Here is a 19,954-nt window from a genome sequence, read left to right on the forward strand (position 1 = left end):
ACTACACCGTATTTCAAAAGCAATTATGCCTCATAAAATATAAACTTTCCTTTTCGTGCATAGCGCTTAACGTCATTACAAAGGCACATCATCAAGTATAATTATAGTAATAGACAAAAATTTTATACACCTCTCTTTTTCACTTGCAGATAGCAGAATAGTACCAGGGCACTTGGTGCGTCAGCTGGCAGTTGCTGTGCGCACCTAGTGGCTGTTCGCTACACCGGTTTTCAGCTTGCCTGCTATGGGCTGTGAGAGGCAATGCGAGACGTGGTAGTAGCGCTAAGTTCATGGCACTTTCTGAGCGGCCTGGGGGCAGCAACCGTCTCGCCGAGAGTCTTCTTGCACGCAACACACACGAGCCGGCATGTCTGTTTGGGAAGAAATGGTTAGTATGGGGTCCAACTCCTTTCTTCTTGCTTATGACTCTTCCAACCGCTTCTCCTTCGTTAGTTGAACGCCTCGCGCAACAGCTCACCTCTGCCGTAACGGCTCAAACGGTGTATGGCACCCCAGTGAAACAAGACGGTATTACGGTCATTCCGGTAGCCCGGGCCGTGTACGGGTTCGGTGGGGGCGGCGGCACCGATGGCGCCGAAGCAACTGGCTCTGGTGGTGGGGCGGGCGTTTCCATCACGCCGGTAGGCTACATTGAAATAGCGCAGGGCCGCACCCGCTTCCGCCCCATCCGAAGTTCTGTGGTGCCGCTAGTAGCCGTGAGTGGCATCGTTGCGCTGCTGCTACTCCGTAGCGTTCCGAAGCTGTTGCCGGGCCGGTACAAAAGCGCCACCCGGCCCTGATCTGCGCTGCGCGGCATCTGTTTAGGCAGGTGCCGCTCCTACCTTTTCTTAGCTGCTATGGACTCCACCACTCGCGAAAACATCGTTGCCGAGCTACGGCTGTTGCTCGTGAAAGGCAACGCGCACATTTCATTCGAGGAAGCCTGCGCCGATATTCCGTTGCCGCTGCTTACCAAGACGGTGCCCAATCTGCCATACTCCATCTGGCAATTAGTTGAGCATATTCGGATTGACCAGCGGGACGTTCTGGAATTCTGCCGCAACCCGGCGTATGTCTCCCCGAAATGGCCCGATGCATACTGGCCTGCCCCAGTTGCCGCCGTAGACGCCGCCCGCTGGGAAGCGACGCTAAAGCAAATCAGGAACGACCGGGACCAGTTCATTGCCTTGCTCGAAGATTCTGCGCAGGACTTGTTTGCCCTCTTCCCGCACGGCACCGGCCAAACCCTGTTCCGGGAAGCGTTGCTTATTGCCGACCATAACTCCTACCACACCGGTCAAATTCTGCTAGTACGGCGCCTACTGCAAGATTGGAAGTAGCGCTTCCCCGCTTACTCGTCGTCTGAGTATGCGTTTGTTTTCCAGCGCCCTGGCGATAAAAAATACGTGAGGCGCAAAAAGTGAAAAATGGAGGTTTGCTAGGTCGGTGCGAGCAGCCGTAGCTGCGCTTAGGCAACCAGACTAGCTGGAACGCACCTATAGCTTCTGGTTCTCAGTTAACGGGTTCGGTTCCCTGTACTAGTTACTCTTCCTCTAACCCATCGTTTTGGAAATACTGCCACGCATAGCCGCCTATGTCACCGTCGTTGAGAGTATTTCCTTCATTATCAAACAATTGATACCGGGTTTGAACACCACCTATTGATGCACTTCCTTCTAAACCGAGTAGAACGGAATAGTATACATCCGTCAGCGCTATATCAAGCAGTTGACGTATTGCCTCCTGCTGTTCCTCTGTCAAATTCAACCCTTGCAGGTGAGTTGCGACAGCATCTCCCGATTCTTTGTTGAAGTATAATTCAAGCAAAGACTGCTTGTCCCTGTAAAATCCTTGAACAAACTGCTCTGTTGTCATGTCCGGCGGGCTGCAATTGGTGTACAGCAAGGTATTAGTTATGGAAGAAGTTAGGGTAAGGCCTGCCGAAGATATAGCACGAGCGCGCGGTGCGGTTGAGTAGGCTCTACGCAGTGCAAGCCGGTCTTTCCCACTAATCGGGCATCGGCAATTCAACCCGTCCCCTGAGCGTCCGTCAGCAGGAGGGTGCAGGATGGACCCGCAGGGCATTGTGGCGTCTTTAGATGCTTGGTTAGCAGGACGCTACTACGCCCCCGCGAGCCGGTGACCCACCCGACCCAAGCACGCATACTATGAAAAGAACTTCTGCATTGCTCGTAACGGCGCTAAGCGCCACTCTGCTGCTGGCAGCCCCAGCCTCTGCCCAGATTGGCACCCGGTTTCCCTCGGAGCGCAAAGTGGTAAAAGACCCCGTGACGGGCACTATGCTCACCTTCCTCACCAGTACGCCCCAAGGCGACTCCAAAATCTACCAAACCCACAACCAATGGACTTCCGATGGGCAGTGGCTGATTTTCCGCTCGGGCCGCGTACCCAAGGAAGCTATGGCCGTGAACGAGAAGACCGGCGAGATGGTGCAAGTAACGGAAGGCGGCTACACTGGCATGCTCAATATTGCCCGTAAGTCGATGAAGCTCTACTTTATGCGCAACGTGGGCAGCACCGAGGTGAAGGCCGACGTGCCGCGTAGCGTGCAGATTGTGGAGGTGGACTTGGCTAAGCTGTTCGCCGACAGCAAAGCCGGCAAGATGAAGCCCGCCAGCGTGTACCAGCGCGTGTGCGGCACCACGCCTCCCGAAATAGGAGCCGGCGGCGACATGGCCCTCGATGGCAACGAGGAAGTGGTGTACTTTCGGGTAGGCAAAACCGAAGCGGCCAAACACTTGCCCCCCGACACCAAAATGATGAGTGCGTTTGGCCCACGCAACATGGGCGCAGGCCCGGCCGGCCTGGGCAGCATGAATATCAAAACCGGAGCCATCAAGCACGTGGTATCGGTGCCGTTCCAGATTGGGCACGTGCAAACCAACCCCTGGGTGCCCGGCGAGATTATCTTCTGCTGGGAAACCGGTGGTAAGTCGCCCCAACGCACCTGGACGGTACTGGCCGATGGTACGGGCCTGCGCCCCCTCTACCCGGAAGCCGACTACGAGTGGGTGACGCACGAAGCCGTTATTGGGCCCGATGAAGTGGCTATTGCCCTCATGGGCCACCGCAAAATCAACTTCAACAAAGAAGCTACCGCCACGGCCAGTACCAGCGCCCAAGCTACCACCCCCGACCAGCGCAACCCCGGCCAGGAAAACGCCTGGGGCCCTTCCGGCACCCGCGAAAAGCCCACCGGCTTAGCCATTGTGAACCTGCGTACCCGCGAAACAACCATTGCCGGCCAAACCCCGAGCGGTAGCGGCCTCTGGCACGTGCACGGCTCCTCCGATGGCCGGTGGGCCGTCGGCGACGACTTCTCGCGCAGCCTCTACCTGATTGACCGCCACAGCCGGGAGATGCTGCTCCTAACCACCGGCCACAAAGAAACCGCCGCCGACCACCCCCACCCCACCTTCAGCCCCGACGGCACCAAAATTCAAATCCAATCGGCCATGCTTTCCTCCGATAACCGCTCGATGAACATCTGCATCGTGCCCGTGCCGGAAGCCTGGCTGAAACGCAAGTATCCGGAACCAGCCAAGTAACGCCCCGCTTCTTATTGCCTACGCCCGCCCCGCTGCACCTGCTGCCGGGGCGGTTTGTTTTTACCTGTTTTAAGCCGGCCTGGCCGGTAAAGCAGCGGCGGGTGCCAACCTGTCGGCGGCCTGTGCGTACCTTTGCTGTCTCGCAATAGCTCCGCTCGGGAGTATCGGCGTAGCGCGTGTCCGCTTCCACCGCGGCACAGTATCTATATCCGCGCTATTTGGTTCCGCCGCCCGCCAAGTGGCGGCAGCACACTCCAAGGCTATACCCGTGTACAAGCACTGCCCATTTCCTGGCTGATGCCAGGCTTTCCGTTGATTCCATGTCCAAGCAAAAGTATCTTTCCCTCATCTTGATTCTGGGTAGCCTCACGGCAATCGGGCCCTTCTCCATTGATATGTATCTGCCGGGCTTTCCGGCTATTGCCCAAGACCTGCACACCACTGCGGCCCGGGTGGCGCTGTCGTTGTCCAGCTTCTTTATTGGCATTTCGGCCGGCCAGCTCCTGTATGGCCCCCTGCTCGACCGGTTTGGCCGTAAGAAGCCGCTCTACATTGGGCTCTGCATTTATATTCTTACCTCCGTTGGCTGCGCGTTTGTGCACACCATTGATGGGCTAATTGCGCTCCGCCTGGTGCAGGCCGTGGGAAGCTGCGCCGCGGGCGTGGCTTCGGTGGCCATGGTGCGCGACTTATTTCCGGTGAAAGACAGCGCCAAGGTGTTTGCCACGCTCATGCTGATTGTGGGCCTCTCCCCCATGCTGGCCCCCACCATTGGGGGCTACGTCACGGAAGCCTTCGGGTGGCAAGGTGTTTTCATCACCCTCGCCTTCATGGGCGCCGCCATGCTGGCTGCCTGCGTGCTGTGGCTGCCCGACACCTACACCCCCGACACCACACTCTCCCTGAAGCCCCTCCCCATCCTGACCGGTTTCTGGTCGGTGCTGCGGGAGCCGCAGTTCTACACCTACACCTTCGCGGGCGCCATGGCGTTTTGCGGGCTTTTTGCCTACGTGGCTGATTCTCCGCTGGTGTTCATGGATATTTTCGGGGTCGATGGGAAAACCTATGGTTGGATCTTTGCCTTTCTCTCGGTTGGTCTTATCGGGGCGAGCCAAGTGAATAGCGTCATGCTCCAACGGTTTTCCAACGAGCAATTGGTGTACACCTCCCTCATATGCCAGGTAATAACTAGCCTGGTGTTCCTGGTGCTTACCATGAACGGCTGGATTGGGCTAGGTGGCACCGTTGCGCTGCTGTTTGTTTTCCTGTGCTGCTTAGGGTTCAACAGCCCCAACACGTCGGCCCTGTCGTTGGCGCCGTTTGAAAAAAATGCGGGCAGTGCCTCTGCGCTTCTAGGCGCTATTCGCATGGGCATGGGCGCTTTGGCCTCGGTGGCAGTTAGTGTGCTCAACAACCACACGGCCGTGCCCATGGTGGCCGTCATGGCCGGGGCGTCGGTTTTGGCTTTGCTGATTCTGCTGGTTGGCCGCAAGCAAATAACCGTTCAGGTAGAAGCGCCCGCAGGCCAGCTGGCCGAGTCGGTGCACTAAGGGGAATGGGGCCGCAGTGAAGGGCTATGCTGAAATTGCTAGCTTTAGCTTTCGAATAATCACTTCGCAGCTATGAAAACTACTACTGCTATTGCCCTCGGCTTTACGCTACTGCTTACCTCCACCGCCTCGAAAGCCCCAGACGGCTGGGTGCCCCTGCTCGACAAAAACCTGAGCAAGTGGCGCAACTATGAGAGCTACCGGCACAAAGACGGCTACAAAGGCCAGCAACCCACCGACGCCCAAGGCAAGCCCCTCACCCCCATCGGCTACGACAAAAATGAGGCGAACGTCTTTTCGGTGGTGATGCAGGACGGCGAGCCGGTGCTGCGCATCAGTGGCGAGATTTACGGCTGCGTATTCACCAAGCAGGACTTCACCAACTACGACCTGAAGCTGAAAGTGAAGTGGGGCAACAAGAAGTGGATACCCCGCCTCAACGAGCCCCTCGACAGCGGCATCCTCTACAACAGCCAAGGCGAGTGCGGGGTAGACTACTGGCGCAGCTGGATGCTCAGCCAAGAGTTTCAGGTGTCGGAGTATGCGGCCGGCAATGCCATGGGTGACTTCTGGTGCATTGCCAATTCGTCGGCTGATATCCGGGCTACCAAAGCACCAGGCCAGGATATTCTGAAGTACGACCCCAAAGCGGCCCCAGTGAAAATGGGCAACGGCAGCCCCGGCTTTTGCCAGGCGTCGGCCAACTACGAGGTACCCAACGGCCAGTGGAACGAGCTGGAACTGATTCAGGTGAACGGCAAAAGCGTGCACATCGTGAATGGCCACGTGGTACTGGCCGTGGACAACTCCCGCTACGTGGTGAACGGTGAGAGCAAACCGCTCACCCACGGCAAGATTCAGCTGCAAAGCGAAGCGGCCGAAGTGTTCTACAAGAACATCATGATCAAGCCCCTCGACGCCATGCCGGCCGAGTACGCACAGTATTTCAAATAAGCTCGGCCTTACCGAACCAGTACCAAAAGGGGGTTGCCTATTTAAATAAGCAACCCCTTTGCTTTCTGCATTTCCCGTTTAAAACAAGTCGTCATGCTTCGACAAGCGGACGCCAGATCAAGCATGACCGTTCTCTTTTCCAGCCTATTTGGATAGGCACTTAGCCTAATTCAGCTAGCCTTTCCTGAATTTCCTTGAACAACGGCCGCTCGGCAACGGTGGGCTGCATGCAGTGCTGTTGCAGCTCTAGCAGCGCCTGCACGGTGGGCGACGTGGCCGGCGCGGCGCAATGCGTCAACAAGTCATCGAGCAGGCAGCCGAAAGCCCGTACTTCCAAGCGTTGCAACAACAACGCCTCTTCCTGCTGTTCCGGCGAGAAAAAGCAAGCCGCGCCAAAGTCCCCGAGGAGACATTCACCGTCGGAGGTGGTTAGGATGTTATGCGCGTATAGGTCGCCGTGCAGGATGCCGCGGGTGTGCAGGTGCTGTGCCGCGCTGGCCATACGGCGGGCAATGCGCAGCACTACATCAAGCGGAAATGAGGTGCCCACCGCGTACACGTCGCGGGTGCAAGAGGCGAGGCTGGGGGGGCCTCCGAGGTTGCCAAACGAGGGAGCAATCAGTTGCAGCACGAGGCCATCTGTACGGTCGGGGTGGCCGCTGATTTTGCCTTCCACCGCAATCAGGCTGGGGTGCGTTCCGGCGCTTAGGCAGGCTGCCATTTCGCTGCCGGGCAGGCCGTCGCTGGTACGGGCCCCTTTGAAGAGCTTGACGGCAACGGGCCGCGGGGCCGCACCGCGCTGCTGCCACTGTGCCTGGTAAATAATGCCGGATGCGCCCTCTCCTAGCTTCTGTTCGAGCGCTAAGCTGTGCCAGTCTATTGTACTGGTGGTATCGGCCGCTACAGCTGCCGCTTCGGCGGGCTCGCTGAACGGGTTGCCGGCATAGGCCAGCCACGAAAGCCGCGGCAAGGCCAGCAGCCACGCGGGCAAGGCAGAGAACTGGTTGTCGGCAATGCGGAGCAGCTCCAGCTTGGTGCAAGCCTGCATAGAAGCGGGCAAGTGGCGGAGCTGGTTGCCGGCCAGCATCAACTTCTGCAAGTTGGTGCTGGCACCTAGTTCTTCGGGAAGCTCTTGCAGTTGGTTGTCGGTCAGAATCAGCCAGCGCAGCGCGGGCGGTAGGGCCGCCGCCGGCAGCGTATGAATCTGGTTGGCTTTAAAGCCAACCATGCTGAGCTGCGGACATTGGCCCAGCACCTCAGGCACTACGGTAAACTGGTTGTCGGAGCAGAACAGCACGCGTAGCTTGTGCAGCCGGGACAAGTCAGCCGGCAGCGTTGATAACGCATTGCCAGACAAATTCAGGATTTCCAGCGAATCGGCTAGGTCGAAGATTTCCGGTGGAAATTCGGTGAGGCCATCAGACAAATCGAGGCGCTGAACTCCAGCCAGTTGTTTGGTACGGAGTTGTTCGAGGGTGTGCATGGAGGCAAAGGTAGGGCCAGGGGCCACGTTCTGGGGTTTGCTGGCCGCCTATACGTATTGCAGGACTTCGTCCAGGGAAGCAATTTCCTGAAACGTAACGCCGGTTAGCGCTTCCGCCGGCACTTGCTCGTACACCCAGGTGGTATGATACGGCACGTAGATGGCCCGGGCACCTAAGCGCGCCACTGGTAGAATATCAGATTTCAACGAGTTGCCGATCATCACAAAATCCTCAGGGCGCACCTGGTAGCGCGCCAGAATACGGCTGTAGGTGGCTTCGTTTTTCTCGCTCACGATTTCCACGTGCTCGAAATAATCCCCGAGGCCAGAGCGGGCCAGCTTGCTTTCCTGATCGAACAGGTCGCCCTTGGTGAGCAGCATCAAGGCCTCGCCGCGCTCCTTAAGCTCCGACAGCACGGCTTCCACATGAGGCAGCGGCTCGATGGGAAAATCCAGCAGGCGCTTGCCGCAATTCAGGATGTGCTGGATTTCGGTGCCCGTTACAGCACCGTTGGTTAGCTGGATTACGGTTTCAATCATGCAAAGCATGAACGACTTGGCGCCGTAGCCGAACAGGTGCACGTTTTGGCGGTGCACCTGGTTGAAACGGTCAGACAAAGTAGCCGCATCGGCATAGTGGGTAAGCACGGCGGAAAGCTCGGCTTCGGCGCGGTCGAAGTGGGGCTGGTTGGGCCACAGCGTGTCGTCGGCATCAAAGGCTATCAGGCGGGAAGTTGACATAAGAAATAACTGCTAAGGAAATGCAAAACACCCGTGCTAATGCCAGCATACTAGCCGCACAGCACGGTTTAGGTGTGGGCAAAGTTACCGAACTTGCGTTCCATGAAGCAGCTAATCGACTTGGACACGTGGCCCCGCCGCGAACATTTCACCTTCTTTTCCGCATTCGACGAACCGTTTTTTGGGTTGGTAGCCGACGTAGACTGCACGCCGGCACTGGCTACCGCCAAGCAAATGCACGTCTCGTTCTTTCTCTATTATCTGCACTGTGCGCTGCAAGCCGCCAACGAAGTAGAGGAATTCCGTTGCCGCATCGAGCAGGGCCAGGTGTACCGCTACGACCGGATTCACGCCTCGGCTACCATCGGCCGCCCCGACCGCACGTTCAGTTTCTCATTCATCGAGCAGCAGGATTCCCTGGCTGATTTTGTAACCGGCGCCAACGCGGAAATCGAGGCGGTGCAGCAAGCCACTGGCCTGCGCTTGAGCGACCAAACGGGCCGCCCCGACGTGATTCACTTCTCGGCCATTCCGTGGGTGCGGTTCACGGGCCTCACCCACGCCCGCAGCTTCCAGTTTCCCGACAGCGCCCCCAAGATTTCAGTGGGTCAAACCTACCAGGACGGCGCTACCCTTCGCATGCCCGTATCCGTGAACCTGCATCACGGCCTCGGCGACGCCTACCATGTCGGGTTGTTTCTAGAAGCCTTCCAGCGCCGCCTGAACGCGTAAGTACGGTGTGGTGGTCTGGTTCCCGTGGCAAGTCTGGAGCCTGCTGCGAGAACCAGACCACCGCTCTACGCAACCAGTTCAGTGTGTAGCCGGGCTAGGGTGTCGGCGGCATCTTGGCACAGGCCGGGGTGCACGGGCGAGGTTTGCACGATGGTGCTGCGGGTGGCAGTGAGCCAGCGGAAACGGGAGGCAATGGGTAGCTGCCCGATAACTCCGCCTTCTTTGCGGCCCGCGCAAATCCGCTCGAAAGCCCGCAGCCGCTCGTGCAGTTCGGGCAGGTCGAGGTCGGCGGCAAAGGCCAAGAGCCGGGTTTCGTTTAACTCGAACCGAGTTTGCAGAAACCCCTGGGCGGCACAGTACACAATGATGCCGACGTTCAGAAACTCCTCGCGCTCCACCCGGGGCATCACGCGAATCACGGCGTACTCAAACAAGTGCTTTCCTGGCATGCTGCGCGGCTTCAACAAAGATTTCAGACGCCGCGAGGCGGGTCTCTAAGAACTGAACGTAGGCTTGGCGGTGGGCTTCCGTCGACTGAAACGGCGTATCTCCCAGCAGCCACTCATCGGGAATCAGCGCCACTATAGCCCGGATGTGCTCTGGCGTCAGCAGGGCCCGAAACTCGGCATCGACGGCGGCCAGCTCCGAGGCCTGGGGCAGCAGCACATGGTCTTTGATTTGCGCAAAGGGGCGTCGGGCTTGCTCTTCCACATTCTGCCAGGCGTGGTGAAAGTAGAACGCTGCGCCGTGGTCAATCAGCCACAACTCTTTGTGCCACATCAGCATGTTGGTATTGCGCGGCGTGCGGTCCACGTTGGTTATCAGGCAGTCCAGCCACACAATCTGCGAGGCCAGCCGCGGCTCTACGGTGGTCACGAGGGCATCGAAGGTAATGGCACCGGACAGGTAGTGCAGCGCCAAGTTGAGGCCTTCGCTGGCCCGCAGCAAATCCTGGATTTCCTCGTCGGGCTCGGTGCGGCCAAACGCTTCGTCGAGGGTAATGAACACGATTTCTGGCACCCGCAAGCCCAGGGCTCGGGCCAACTCGCCGGCCAGCAGCTCGGCAATCAGGGCTTTCGCCCCCTGCCCTGCTCCCCGAAACTTAAGCACGTACAAAAACCCGTCTTCGGCTTCTACCAGGCCTGGCAGGGAGCCGCCTTCTCGCAACGGTTTCACATACCGCGTCACCTCCACGGTGCGCAGTTCAGGTGGACTATACTTCATAGCGCGAAATTGAGTATTTATTTCTGTAGCGCGGAACGGATTTTCTGTGGCTGCCGCGCTACTGCCGACCTGGGCCGTAGAGCACCTGCCCGGCTCGGCGCTTGGTGTGCTGCCCCTCCCGAACGGTTAGTTGGCCGTTGACCAGTACGTAGCGCATGCCTACACTGTAGTGGTGCGGCTCGGTGAAGGTGGATTTCTCGGCCACTTCACTGGGGTCGAACACCACCAAGTCGGCGGCGAGGCCGGGACGCAGCAGGCCCCGGTCGGTGAGGCCGAAGGTTTGGGCGGGCAGCGAGGTCATGCGGCGTACGGCTTCCTCTAGGCTGATGATGTGCAGCTCACGCACGTAGCGGCCCAGCACCCGGGCATTGGAGCCGTAGCCGCGCGGGTGTGGTACGCCCTCCTGCCACACCCGGATGCTGGCATCGGAGGCCACCATATTGAAGGGGTAACGCATAATCTGCTGCACATCCAGCTCGCTCATGCCATGGAACACCATGCCCGCATCGTGCTGCAATACCAAGTCTAAAATGGTGGCGGCTTCGGCGCGGGCTTTGTGGGGCCGCCCCCGGCGCTGGTTGATGGCCTCGATGCTCAGGCCGTTGTAGCTCGGGTCGGGGGGGAAACTGGCCACCACAGCATAGCCGAAGTGGCGCAGCTTTTTCTGCCGCAGGCGCTTCACCATGGCCTCTTCCACCGCCGACCGCACCGCGGGCCGGGCCAGCCGCATCCGCAACGAGTCGCGGCCGTCGGCTTGCACGTTGTCGGGGAGCAATGTGCTGAGGGAGGTGGAGCTGGCCGTGTAGGGATACTGGTCGATGGTGACTTCCTGGCCGCTTTGGCGGGCGGTTTCTATCATCGTTAGCAGGTCGTCGGCGTGGCCCCAGTTCTGTTGGCCGCCCAGCTTGAGGTGTGATATTTCAACCGGCAAACTCGCTTCCTTGCCTATTAGCAGGGCTTCCTGAATGGCCTGCCGAACACTGTCGCCTTCGTTGCGCATGTGAGTGGCGTAGAGACCCCGGTAGCGGGCTGCCACGCGGGCCAGCCGCACCAGTTCCGGCGTGCGGGTGTAGGTTCCGGGAATATAAATCAGCCCCGAGGACATGCCCACGGCCCCGGCTTGCATGGCTTGTTCCACTAGGGTTTCCATCTGCCCCAACTCTGCTTCGGTAGGGGCGCGGTTGGCGCGGCCCATCACGGTTTTGCGCACCGACCCGTGCCCGACCAACGAGGCCACGTTTACGGAAAGGTGCAGGCTATCAAGGAAAGTGAAATACCGACGCAAATCGGGCCGCGAGGAACCACAATTGCCCGTTACAACCGTTGTTACGCCGTCGTAGAGGAAATTGTCGGCGGTGGGCTGACGTACTTCGTCGTCTTCGATATGGGTGTGCACGTCGATAAAGCCGGGCGCTACTATCAGACCGCGGGCGTCGAGGACGGTATCGGCGGGGTAGTCTTTCGGGAGCCGGCCAACGGCTAAAATGCGGCCTGCTTGCACAGCCACATCGGCGTAGAACCAGGCGTTGCCGGTTCCGTCGAGCACGCGGCCGTTGCGGATAAGCAGGTCGGCGCGTTGCTGCTGCGCCGTGCCAGGTTGCGCCAGCAACAAAGCTCCCATCCAGAATATCAGTACACGCCACATAGCCAGCCGGAGTTGGTAAAAATTCCCTGCTGGAAAGATAGCACGGTTTGCTAACCAGCTTACAAGCGTAGAGACGCCACACCTAGCGTTTCGTCGTTGAACGGCTGGCATTGTTCTTAGTGAACACCATCCGCAACAACGAAACGCCAAGTGTGGCGTCTCTACGCTCGGTTCGTATGACTAGTGGTTAGGAACTACACGAAAGCGTAGCGCAACCCGGTTTGTCACTGGCCCAGGCGGGGCGCTTGGCGGCTAAGTCGTCGTGCTCAGGCTGCTCGTCGTAGGGGGTTTTCAGTACCTGCATCAGCCGGTTCAGAAAGGACAGGTCGCCGGCTTCGGCGGCTTCAATGGCCTGCTGCGCCAGGTAATTGCGCAATACGTACTTCGGATTCACGCGCAACATTCCTTCCCGAATAGCCGTGGACCCGGTGGGTTCTTGCCGAACACGGGCAGCGTACCGCGACAACCATTCCAGCAAGAGCTGAGAGCGGCCTGACAGCTCCGGGTAGCCCGCAGCAGCCAACAACTCCTGGAACCGAGCGTCTTCGTTGCCAGGGCTCGATACTAGGTCGGAAGCCACGTGCGAAAGGTGCCGGAAGAACAAGGTCATGTCCACGGCTGCTTCCGCGAGGGCTTCATACAGGCTCTCAATCAGCTGGTGGTCGTCCTGACCTTCGGTGTTCAACCCTAGCTTGCGCATCATCATCTGGTGCTGCGTGGTGGCCATGGTGGTGCGGTACAGCTCCAAACCGATGTTGAGGTCTTCCACATTGGCCACCAGCGGCGCCAGGGCCCGGGCCAGTTGGTACAGGTTCCAGAGCCCGACGTGCGGCTGCTGCCCGAAAGCGTAGCGGCGGCTGCTGAAGTCGGTGGTGTTGGGGGTCCAGTCGGGGTCGTAGGGTTCCAGCCAGCCGTAAGGGCCATAGTCGATAGTGAGGCCGAGGATAGACATATTATCGGTGTTCATCACGCCGTGCACGAAGCCCACCGACATCCAGTGCGCAATCATAACGGCGGTGCGGCGGCACACTTCCTCGAACCAGCGCAAATACACCTGGGGGCTCGGCTCCCCTAGCTCGGGGTAGTGGTGGCGAATCACGTAGTCGGCCAGGGCGCGCAGGTTGTCCATTTCGCCGGTGGCCGTCATAATCTGGAAGTTGCCGAACCGGATAAAGGTGGGCGCCACCCGCGCCACCACCGCGCCCGGCTCCGGCTTGGCATTGCCGTTGTAGAACATGTCGCGTATCACCTGGTCGCCGGTGCCCACTAAACTCAGGGCCCGGGTGGTAGGCACGCCCAGGTAGTACATGGCTTCGCTGCACAGAAATTCGCGCAAAGAAGAACGCAGTACTGCCCGACCATCGGCACGGCGCGAATACGGCGTAGGGCCGGCCCCTTTCAACTGGATTTCCCAGCCGGAGCCATCCACCGCGGTTACCTCGCCCAGCGAAATTGCCCGGCCATCCCCCAGCTGCCCGGCCCAGCTACCAAACTGGTGCCCGCCGTAACGAGCCGCAAACGGCTTCATGCTGTCCGTGACTCGGTTGCCAGCCAGGGCATCTACCGCCAGGCCGCGCTCGGCAGGCCGGTCGAGGCCCAGATACGCCGCCAAGTCATCGGACCAGGCCAACAAATGCGGATCGGCAACGGGCGTGGGGTCAATACGGGAATAGTGGTAGCCCGGTACTTGGCGCGGCAGCTTGTTGGGGGCTACCTCGCCGCGGAGCTCCTCCACGAAGGAGTTTTGAAACGTAACTTGCTCTAGAGGTTCAACGTGTGTGGCCATAACTCAAGGGCAATTAGGGTGCTTGGTGGGAAAGAGAGAGAGTGATTTCGGTTGCCGCGGACAGTGCGCGGCAAGTTGGCTAACGCTGATTAGGCGCGCATGTTTCCGCTTCTTTCGTCAAGCTAGACCATAAAACCGCACACTTCAGCAGCAAATTGCGCGGGGCTTTTGCACCAACGTTGAGCTTGCGAAGCTGCCGTCTAGCGGTAGTATGCGCAGGTGCGCTTCATCACCTCGCTTGGGTCTTCCCAATACGCATTGTCTAGCGCATCAAGGGCCCGCAACTCTTTTTTGGTGAGGAATTCGGGAATATCCCACAGCTTCTTTATTCGCGTGTCGTCTTCCAAACGGACTAGTATCTGGTAGGCTTCCTGTACAATGCGAGCAGCCTCGGTTGCTTGAATGACAGTTAAGGCCCGCAGTGCTAGTACATACGCCTCGTGGCCCCAGTTGCAAAAGAACTGGATAAACCCTCCGTTATGCATATCCATTTCCAGCTTCCAGATGGCCGCCAATTCTTGCTCCCGTTCGGTTAGGGCACTCCAATTGCTTTGGTTGCTTATCAGCTTGTCGAGAGCAGGCTCCGTGAGCTTGTCCCATTCTTCGTAGAATTCTTCCATTACTTACACCTAATGCGGCTATGCATCGTGAAAATAACTAGCCCAAGGCCGGACAGTACGATAGCAAGCGCCAGACTTGCTTGCTATCGTACTGCTTATTGCAGCTTCACCTTATACAGCCGGAACGGATATTGCACCCGGTCTTGGCCGTTGTTCCATTTGGGGGTGCGCTCGATTTGCGCGGCCGTGAGGTAGAGGTAGCCATCGGGGCCGATACCGAACGAGTCGGGCCAGAGCAGGCGCGGGTCGCGCACTACGGTTTCAAAGCGGCCGGCGGGCGTAACGCGGCGCACGGCATGGTTAGGCGAGTCGGTGAGGTATACGTTGCCGGCTTTGTCGGCTATCATGCCGTGGGAAATGCCGGTTTCACCCACTTCTTCCACGCGGGCCGCCACGTCGGTGGGTTTGAGGGTGGTGTTGCGCAGCGCGTCCGTTTGGATGCGGTAGAGCTTGGTTTGGTTGATGGCGCGATAGTAGAGGTACTGGAAGTCGGGCGTGAGGGCAATGCCGTTGACGTTGCTGCTGAAGGGCTTGCTGGCTTTGTCGCGTACTTCCTTGCCATCAATGCGCAGCACAAAGCCTGGGGCGGCGGCTGTTGATTTATGGCCCTGAAGCAGCAGGCGGCTCTTGCCCGTGCGCAGGTCGAGTACCACCAGCGCGGCGAGTTTGGGGTCGGAAAGGTAGGCTACCTGGTTGCGAGTATCCACCTGAATGTCGTTGAGGCCCGACCGTTCGCGGGGCAGGTCCTCGAAGTGGTAGACGCGCTCCACTTTGTTGGTGCTTAGGTTGATTTTCAGCAGCTTGATACCCGCTAGCAGCGGGGCCTCATCGGCCGGGTTGGCGGGGTCGAGCACCCATAGTGCGTCGTTTTGATCCACGAACAGGGCCTGCACGTTTACGAAGCGGCTGGTGGCCCGCAAGGAGTCCCATTGATTCCATTCGGCGTTGGGGTACGGCTGCCGCTTGCCCTGCACTATTTCCGCCAGGCCGTAGTCGTAGTCGGTGGGCTTCTTGGGGAACGTAACGAAGATGCGTCCCTGCTGCGACACGGCTACTCCGATGGGTTGGTGCCGGCCAAATGCTGCTACTTCTAGCAGCGGCGTTGCTGGGTTTTGCGCGTAAGCGGCCAAGCACGTGACAGCGAAGAAGAACAGGCCAAGAAAGTATTTCACGAAGAAGCAGGGTTGAGCTTGAAAAGAGGGACACTTGGAGCCAAGGCGCGCTGCTGGCGCGGACTACGCTACCTTCCCTACGGCTGGGTTTCCTTAGGGTTAATGCGCGCAACCGTAACCTTCCTTCCTGCCGCCGGGTAGACCAAGCAGCCCATACCTTCCCCACCCATGCGCTTTCCACTTCTATTGCTGCTCTCGTGGCTGCCTCTTGCGGCGGCCACGGCCCAAAAGCCCCCGGCCCGCTTCACCACCATTGGCCGCATTGTCCGGCAGTCCCCAGCCCTCGACCAGCTGCTGGCCCCAGGCGCCCAAATTGAAATTGTGGCGGCCGGCCTCGGGCACACCGAAGGGCCCGTGTGGGTGCCCGATAGCAGCATGCTACTTTTCACCGACGCTCCTACCCGCACCGTGTACCGGTGGTCGGCCGCGAGCGGGCTCAGCAAGTTTCTAGAGCACACCGGCTACTCGGGTCGCATGCCCTACGGCAAAGAGCCCGGCTCCAACGGCCTCGCCCTCGATGGCCGCGGCAACCTACTCATCTGCGACCATGGCGACCGGCGGCTGGCGCTGCTTCCGTTAGCTGGCAAAAGCGGCAAGCGCACCCTCACCGACAACTTCCAGGGCAAGCGCTACAACAGTCCCAACGACGTGGTAACGCACCCCACCAACCGTAGCTTCTACTTCACCGACCCACCCTACGGCTTGCCCCAGCAAACCCAAGACGTAGCCAATCGTGAGTTGCCTGTCTGCGGCGTGTACCGGCTCGCTCCCGACGGCAACGTCACGCAGGAAGTCAACGACCTCGCTCTGCCCAACGGCCTCGCTTTCAGCCCCGATGGCCGCACGCTTTACGTTTCGCAGTCTGACTCCCTGCGCCCCCTCATTATGGCCTACGACGTGCGGCCTAGTGGTCAACTCGGCAAGGGGCGCGTGTTTTTCGACATGAGCAAGCTCAACCGGCCCCGGCCCAAGGAAACGCCCGATGGGCTAAAAACCGACCGCAACGGCAATATCTGGGCTTCCGGCTTCGGGGGCATCGTTGTGCTATCGGCGCGGGGGCAGCACCTGGGCACCATCGACACCGGCGAAGTGGTGGCCAACTGTGCCTGGGGCGACGACGGGCGTACGCTCTACATTGCCTCCGGCAGCTTCTTATGTCGGGTAAAAACCTTGGCGCAAGGTTTCTGATTCTCAACTCCCTACCACTCCATTGCATTCAGTGGAGTTCTATTCGTGTCTGGCCCCGCCTGGCCCTTGGGTGTGCCTTCAAGGGAAGCGTTGGAGCGGTTGCCGAGCGCCGCCTAGCGCCCCGGCAACATTTGGCTACCAGATAACCTTTGCCATCTGAGAGAAGTATTCTACTGCAACTGATAAGCTTGCGGCACGCGCAGGTTCTATTTTGCTCAGTGCTTAAAGCTGCCTGTTACGCTATGTCCACTGTGTTTTCGCCACCTGACTACCAACACATTTTTCGCTCTTTACCTGGTTGCTGCCTGTTGCTAACGCCCGACGGCACCGTGGTTGAATGCTCGGTTGGGTTCGCAACTGCCACGGGGCAGTTGCGGGAAACTGTTGTTGGGCACGACCTGGCCGCGGCGTGGTCTACTGCTCCTACTCTAGTCCCGCACCTCACCGATTCGCTGGCCCACGTACAGGCTAATCGGCAGCCGCATACTATCCGCCACAACGCGCCCGGCGCGCCCCTGCTACTCACCCAAAGCCCGATACTCAACGCCCAAGGAGAGCTGCTTTTCATTCTGCATACCGCCGAGCCAGCGCCGCTTGCAAGCAACGACAGCACCAACAGCAACGACAGTTCGGCGCTGCACAAACTTCAGCAAGAACTGAACACGGCCAACCAGGAACTACAACAGGCGCTGTCGGAAGCCAACACCCAACGCAAGCGGCTGCACTCGCTCTTCATGCAGGCGCCCGCGGCCATTGCCACCTTGCGCGGTCCGAAGCATGTGTTCGAAATGGTGAATCCAGGCTATCAGCAGCTAGTGGGCAATCGGCCGTTGGTAGGCAAAACCATTCGGGAAGGACTGCCGGAGTTGGAGGACCAAGGCTTTTTCGAGCTGCTCGACTCGGTGTATCAAACCGGCCAAACCTACTACGGCAAGGACACAGTAGCCTACCTAGACCGCCACAATACGGGGCGCGTCTCGCCCTACCATTTCGATTTCATCTATCAGGCCATTCTCGATACGGCGGGGCAAATAGAAGGCATTCTGGTGTTTGCCTACGATGTATCAGAGCGAGTATCATCCCGGGAGAAGATGGAGCATAGCGAGTTGGAGCTGCAAACCGCCAACGAGGAACTAGCGACCATCAACGAAGAGCTACACGCTTCCAACGAGGAGTTCCACGCCAATAACGCCGAGCTGTCCAGCACCCAGCAAGAGCTACGGAGCCTCAACCTGGAGCTGGAATCCAGAGTGAAAGCCCGAACTCTGGAACTGGACCTAACCCGGCAGGAAGCCGAGCAGCAACGCGCCCGCCTGGAGCGCTTTTTTATGCAGGCGCCGGCGGCTATCTGCGTACTGGATGGCCCCAACCTGGTATTCGAGCTGGTAAATCCTGGCTACCAACACATGTTTCCGGGCCGCGTGCTGCTGGGCAAGCCCATCTTGGAAGCCCTGCCCGAAATAGCCGGCCACCCCATGTGGCAAACGCTACGTGAAGTATACAGAACCGGCGTGACGCACGAGGAAAAAGGCATTATGCTGTCCATCGTACGCACGGCAGGCAGCCCGCCCGAAGACCTGTATTTCAACTACATTCAGCAGGCCCGCTTTGATGCCCGAGGCCGGATTGATGGCATCTTGGTGTTTGCATACGAAGTAACCGAGCAGGTGCGGGCCCAGCAACGGGAAGCACATGCAGCCCGGGCTTTCGAAACCATGACCAATGCCGTGCCACACCAGGTCTGGACGGGCACGCCCAACGGCGACATGAACTACTACAACCAGCAGTGGTACGACTACACGGGCAGCACATTCGAGGAAGTGAAGGGCCAGGGCTGGCAGCAGTATTGCCACCCCGAAGACCTGCCCCGACAGCGCAAACAATGGCTCAGGGCCGTGCACAGTGGCCAGCCTTACCAGACAGAAGCCCGCCTACGCAACCGCGAAGGAGTTTTCCGCTGGTTTCTGATTCGGGCCCAGCCTTCGTACAACGACCAAGGCGTGGTCGTTAAGTGGTTTGGCTCGAACACCGACATACACGAGCAGAAGCGCCTAGAGCAAACTTTGCTGGAGAGTGAACAGTACTTCCGGGCCATGGCCGACAACGTGCCTGCCATGATTTGGGTGACGCGGCCGGATGGGCAGTGCGTGTACCTCAACCAGCAGTGGTATGAATACACGGGCCAAACCGAGCAAGAAGCCTTAGGCTTCGGCTGGACCAACGCCATTCATCCAGATGAATCCGAGCAAGCAGGCCAAGCGTTTCGCGACGCCAACGACCGGCACGAAACGTACAGCATGGTGTATCGCCTCCAAACCAACACCAATTTGTACCGTTGGGTGGTGGATACTGGCAAGCCCAAGTTCAGCGCTACTGGCGAGTACCAGGGCTTTGTAGGCTCCGTGGTGGATATTCATGAGCGTAAAATGGCCGAGCAGGCGCTACGCCTGGCCAGCCAACGCCTAGCCACCACCAACAAAGAGCTGCGCGCCGCCCACCAGCGAAGCCAGCAAGCCAACGCCGAACTGGCCTTAACCAACGAGCAGCTCACGCGCATCAACCAGGACCTCGACAACTTTGTGTACACCGCCTCGCACGACCTGCGGCAACCCGTCAACAACATGGCGGGCGTGTTCGAGGAGCTGAAGCGCAGCGCCACCTTCCACGACCCCGAGGCCGAGCAACTGGTGCAGATGTTCGAGGGCGCCTTGCACCAGATTCATACCACCATTCAGGGGCTGGCGGAGGTGGTGCACGTGGAGCGCCGCAACGAGCAGTTTCCGCTGGAGCCTGTGGAGCTGCTGCCCCTCACCAACGGTGTTATTCAAAGCATGAAAAGCCAGGTGGCCGCCCTGAAGGCCGAGTTTGAACTGGATTTCAAGGCGCTGCCCACCGTTCATTTCGCCCAACTCAACCTGCAAAGCATCCTGTATAATCTGCTCAGCAACGCCCTCAAATACGCGCACCCCGACCGCAAACCCGTAGTACGCGTCAGCAGTGAGGTGGCCCCGGATGGCAGCCCCGTTTTGGTGGTGCAAGACAACGGCCTGGGCCTGGATATGGAGCGCTATGGCAGTGACCTGTTCAAGATGTTCCGCCGCTTCCATGACCACGTAACCGGCTCGGGCATGGGCCTATACCTCGTCAACCGCATTGTGCGGCAAGGCGGGGGCCATATTGAAGTCGATAGCACTGTTGGCGTGGGCACCACCTTCCGCATCTTCCTGCCCAAAGAGTAGTTGAGCGGGTTGCCACGCGCTAGCTGTGGACACTCCTGTTCGGCTGGCGCG

17 protein-coding genes are annotated in these 19,954 nt (G+C 59.2%); 8 read left to right on the plus strand and 9 right to left on the minus strand.

All coding sequences use genetic code 11. The features are described from left to right. Window positions 1-422 precede the first annotated feature (422 nt). Window positions 423-800 carry a GerW family sporulation protein gene (locus MTX78_RS13920; protein ID WP_243795253.1) on the plus strand — a complete coding sequence of 126 codons (378 nt, stop codon included), beginning with the start codon at window positions 423-425 and terminating at the stop codon, window positions 798-800. Between the two features lie 57 nt (window positions 801-857). Further along, window positions 858-1,340, plus strand: coding sequence for a DinB family protein (locus tag MTX78_RS13925; RefSeq protein WP_243795261.1), 483 nt, complete (start codon window positions 858-860; stop codon window positions 1,338-1,340). A gap of 202 nt (window positions 1,341-1,542) precedes the next feature. Here the strand turns inward: MTX78_RS13925 and MTX78_RS13930 are convergent, their stop codons facing one another. Then, entirely contained in the window at window positions 1,543-1,905 is a 363-nt protein-coding gene (locus MTX78_RS13930) for a hypothetical protein (RefSeq protein ID WP_243795262.1), read from the minus strand. A gap of 263 nt (window positions 1,906-2,168) precedes the next feature. On the opposite strand from MTX78_RS13930, the gene MTX78_RS13935 reads away from it, so the two are divergent. From MTX78_RS13935 to MTX78_RS13945, 3 genes are all read left to right on the plus strand, one after another. Next, the gene (locus tag MTX78_RS13935; protein ID WP_243795264.1) at window positions 2,169-3,569 is read left to right on the plus strand and encodes a TolB-like translocation protein; all 1,401 of its coding nucleotides are present in this window, start codon (window positions 2,169-2,171) and stop codon (window positions 3,567-3,569) included. 320 nt (window positions 3,570-3,889) lie between these two features. Then, window positions 3,890-5,119: a multidrug effflux MFS transporter gene (locus MTX78_RS13940; protein ID WP_243795266.1), complete on the plus strand. Its 1,230-nt coding sequence runs from the start codon at window positions 3,890-3,892 to the stop codon at window positions 5,117-5,119. Window positions 5,120-5,191: 72 nt separating this feature from the next. Continuing rightward, window positions 5,192-6,073 (plus strand): 3-keto-disaccharide hydrolase, encoded by an 882-nt coding sequence (locus MTX78_RS13945; RefSeq protein ID WP_243795268.1) that lies wholly within the window; start codon window positions 5,192-5,194, stop codon window positions 6,071-6,073. Window positions 6,074-6,233: 160 nt separating this feature from the next. Here MTX78_RS13945 and MTX78_RS13950 read toward each other — a convergent pair whose 3' ends face one another. Together MTX78_RS13950 and MTX78_RS13955 are read right to left on the minus strand one after the other, a co-directional pair. After that, window positions 6,234-7,556, minus strand: a complete 1,323-nt coding sequence (locus MTX78_RS13950; RefSeq protein ID WP_243795270.1) for a leucine-rich repeat-containing protein kinase family protein — start codon at window positions 7,554-7,556, stop codon at window positions 6,234-6,236. A gap of 48 nt (window positions 7,557-7,604) precedes the next feature. After that, a complete protein-coding gene (locus MTX78_RS13955) occupies window positions 7,605-8,297 on the minus strand; it encodes an HAD family hydrolase (RefSeq protein WP_243795271.1) in 693 nt (230 codons plus the stop codon). Between the two features lie 102 nt (window positions 8,298-8,399). Here MTX78_RS13955 and MTX78_RS13960 point away from each other — a divergent pair, with 102 nt between their 5' ends. Beyond that, window positions 8,400-9,029, plus strand: coding sequence for a chloramphenicol acetyltransferase (locus MTX78_RS13960; RefSeq protein ID WP_243795273.1), 630 nt, complete (start codon window positions 8,400-8,402; stop codon window positions 9,027-9,029). A 65-nt stretch (window positions 9,030-9,094) separates the two neighbouring features. Here the strand turns inward: MTX78_RS13960 and MTX78_RS13965 are convergent, their stop codons facing one another. The 6 genes from MTX78_RS13965 to MTX78_RS13990 all read right to left on the minus strand — a co-directional run bounded on the left by MTX78_RS13965 (window position 9,095) and on the right by MTX78_RS13990 (window position 15,476). Next, window positions 9,095-9,478 carry a DUF3037 domain-containing protein gene (locus MTX78_RS13965; RefSeq protein WP_243795276.1) on the minus strand — a complete coding sequence of 128 codons (384 nt, stop codon included), beginning with the start codon at window positions 9,476-9,478 and terminating at the stop codon, window positions 9,095-9,097. Further along, window positions 9,456-10,253: a HipA family kinase gene (locus tag MTX78_RS13970; protein WP_243795286.1), complete on the minus strand. Its 798-nt coding sequence runs from the start codon at window positions 10,251-10,253 to the stop codon at window positions 9,456-9,458. Before MTX78_RS13970 ends, MTX78_RS13965 begins: the two co-directional genes overlap by 23 nt. 58 nt (window positions 10,254-10,311) lie before the next feature. After that, window positions 10,312-11,898 carry an N-acyl-D-amino-acid deacylase family protein gene (locus MTX78_RS13975; protein WP_243795287.1) on the minus strand — a complete coding sequence of 529 codons (1,587 nt, stop codon included), beginning with the start codon at window positions 11,896-11,898 and terminating at the stop codon, window positions 10,312-10,314. 187 nt (window positions 11,899-12,085) lie between these two features. Then, the gene (locus MTX78_RS13980) at window positions 12,086-13,684 is read right to left on the minus strand and encodes a protein adenylyltransferase SelO (protein ID WP_243795294.1); all 1,599 of its coding nucleotides are present in this window, start codon (window positions 13,682-13,684) and stop codon (window positions 12,086-12,088) included. 200 nt (window positions 13,685-13,884) lie between these two features. Further along, on the minus strand, window positions 13,885-14,304 hold the full coding sequence (locus tag MTX78_RS13985; RefSeq protein WP_243795296.1) for a DMP19 family protein: 420 nt from the start codon (window positions 14,302-14,304) through the stop codon (window positions 13,885-13,887). Between the two features lie 95 nt (window positions 14,305-14,399). Beyond that, entirely contained in the window at window positions 14,400-15,476 is a 1,077-nt protein-coding gene (locus MTX78_RS13990; RefSeq protein WP_243795298.1) for an SMP-30/gluconolactonase/LRE family protein, read from the minus strand. A gap of 168 nt (window positions 15,477-15,644) precedes the next feature. Here MTX78_RS13990 and MTX78_RS13995 point away from each other — a divergent pair, with 168 nt between their 5' ends. Next, window positions 15,645-16,664: an SMP-30/gluconolactonase/LRE family protein gene (locus MTX78_RS13995; protein WP_243795299.1), complete on the plus strand. Its 1,020-nt coding sequence runs from the start codon at window positions 15,645-15,647 to the stop codon at window positions 16,662-16,664. A 242-nt stretch (window positions 16,665-16,906) separates the two neighbouring features. Beyond that, window positions 16,907-19,903, plus strand: coding sequence for a PAS domain S-box protein (locus MTX78_RS14000; protein WP_243795301.1), 2,997 nt, complete (start codon window positions 16,907-16,909; stop codon window positions 19,901-19,903). Window positions 19,904-19,954 lie beyond the last annotated feature (51 nt).

The sequence above is a fragment of the Hymenobacter tibetensis genome (assembly GCF_022827545.1).
GTDB lineage: Bacteria > Bacteroidota > Bacteroidia > Cytophagales > Hymenobacteraceae > Hymenobacter > Hymenobacter tibetensis.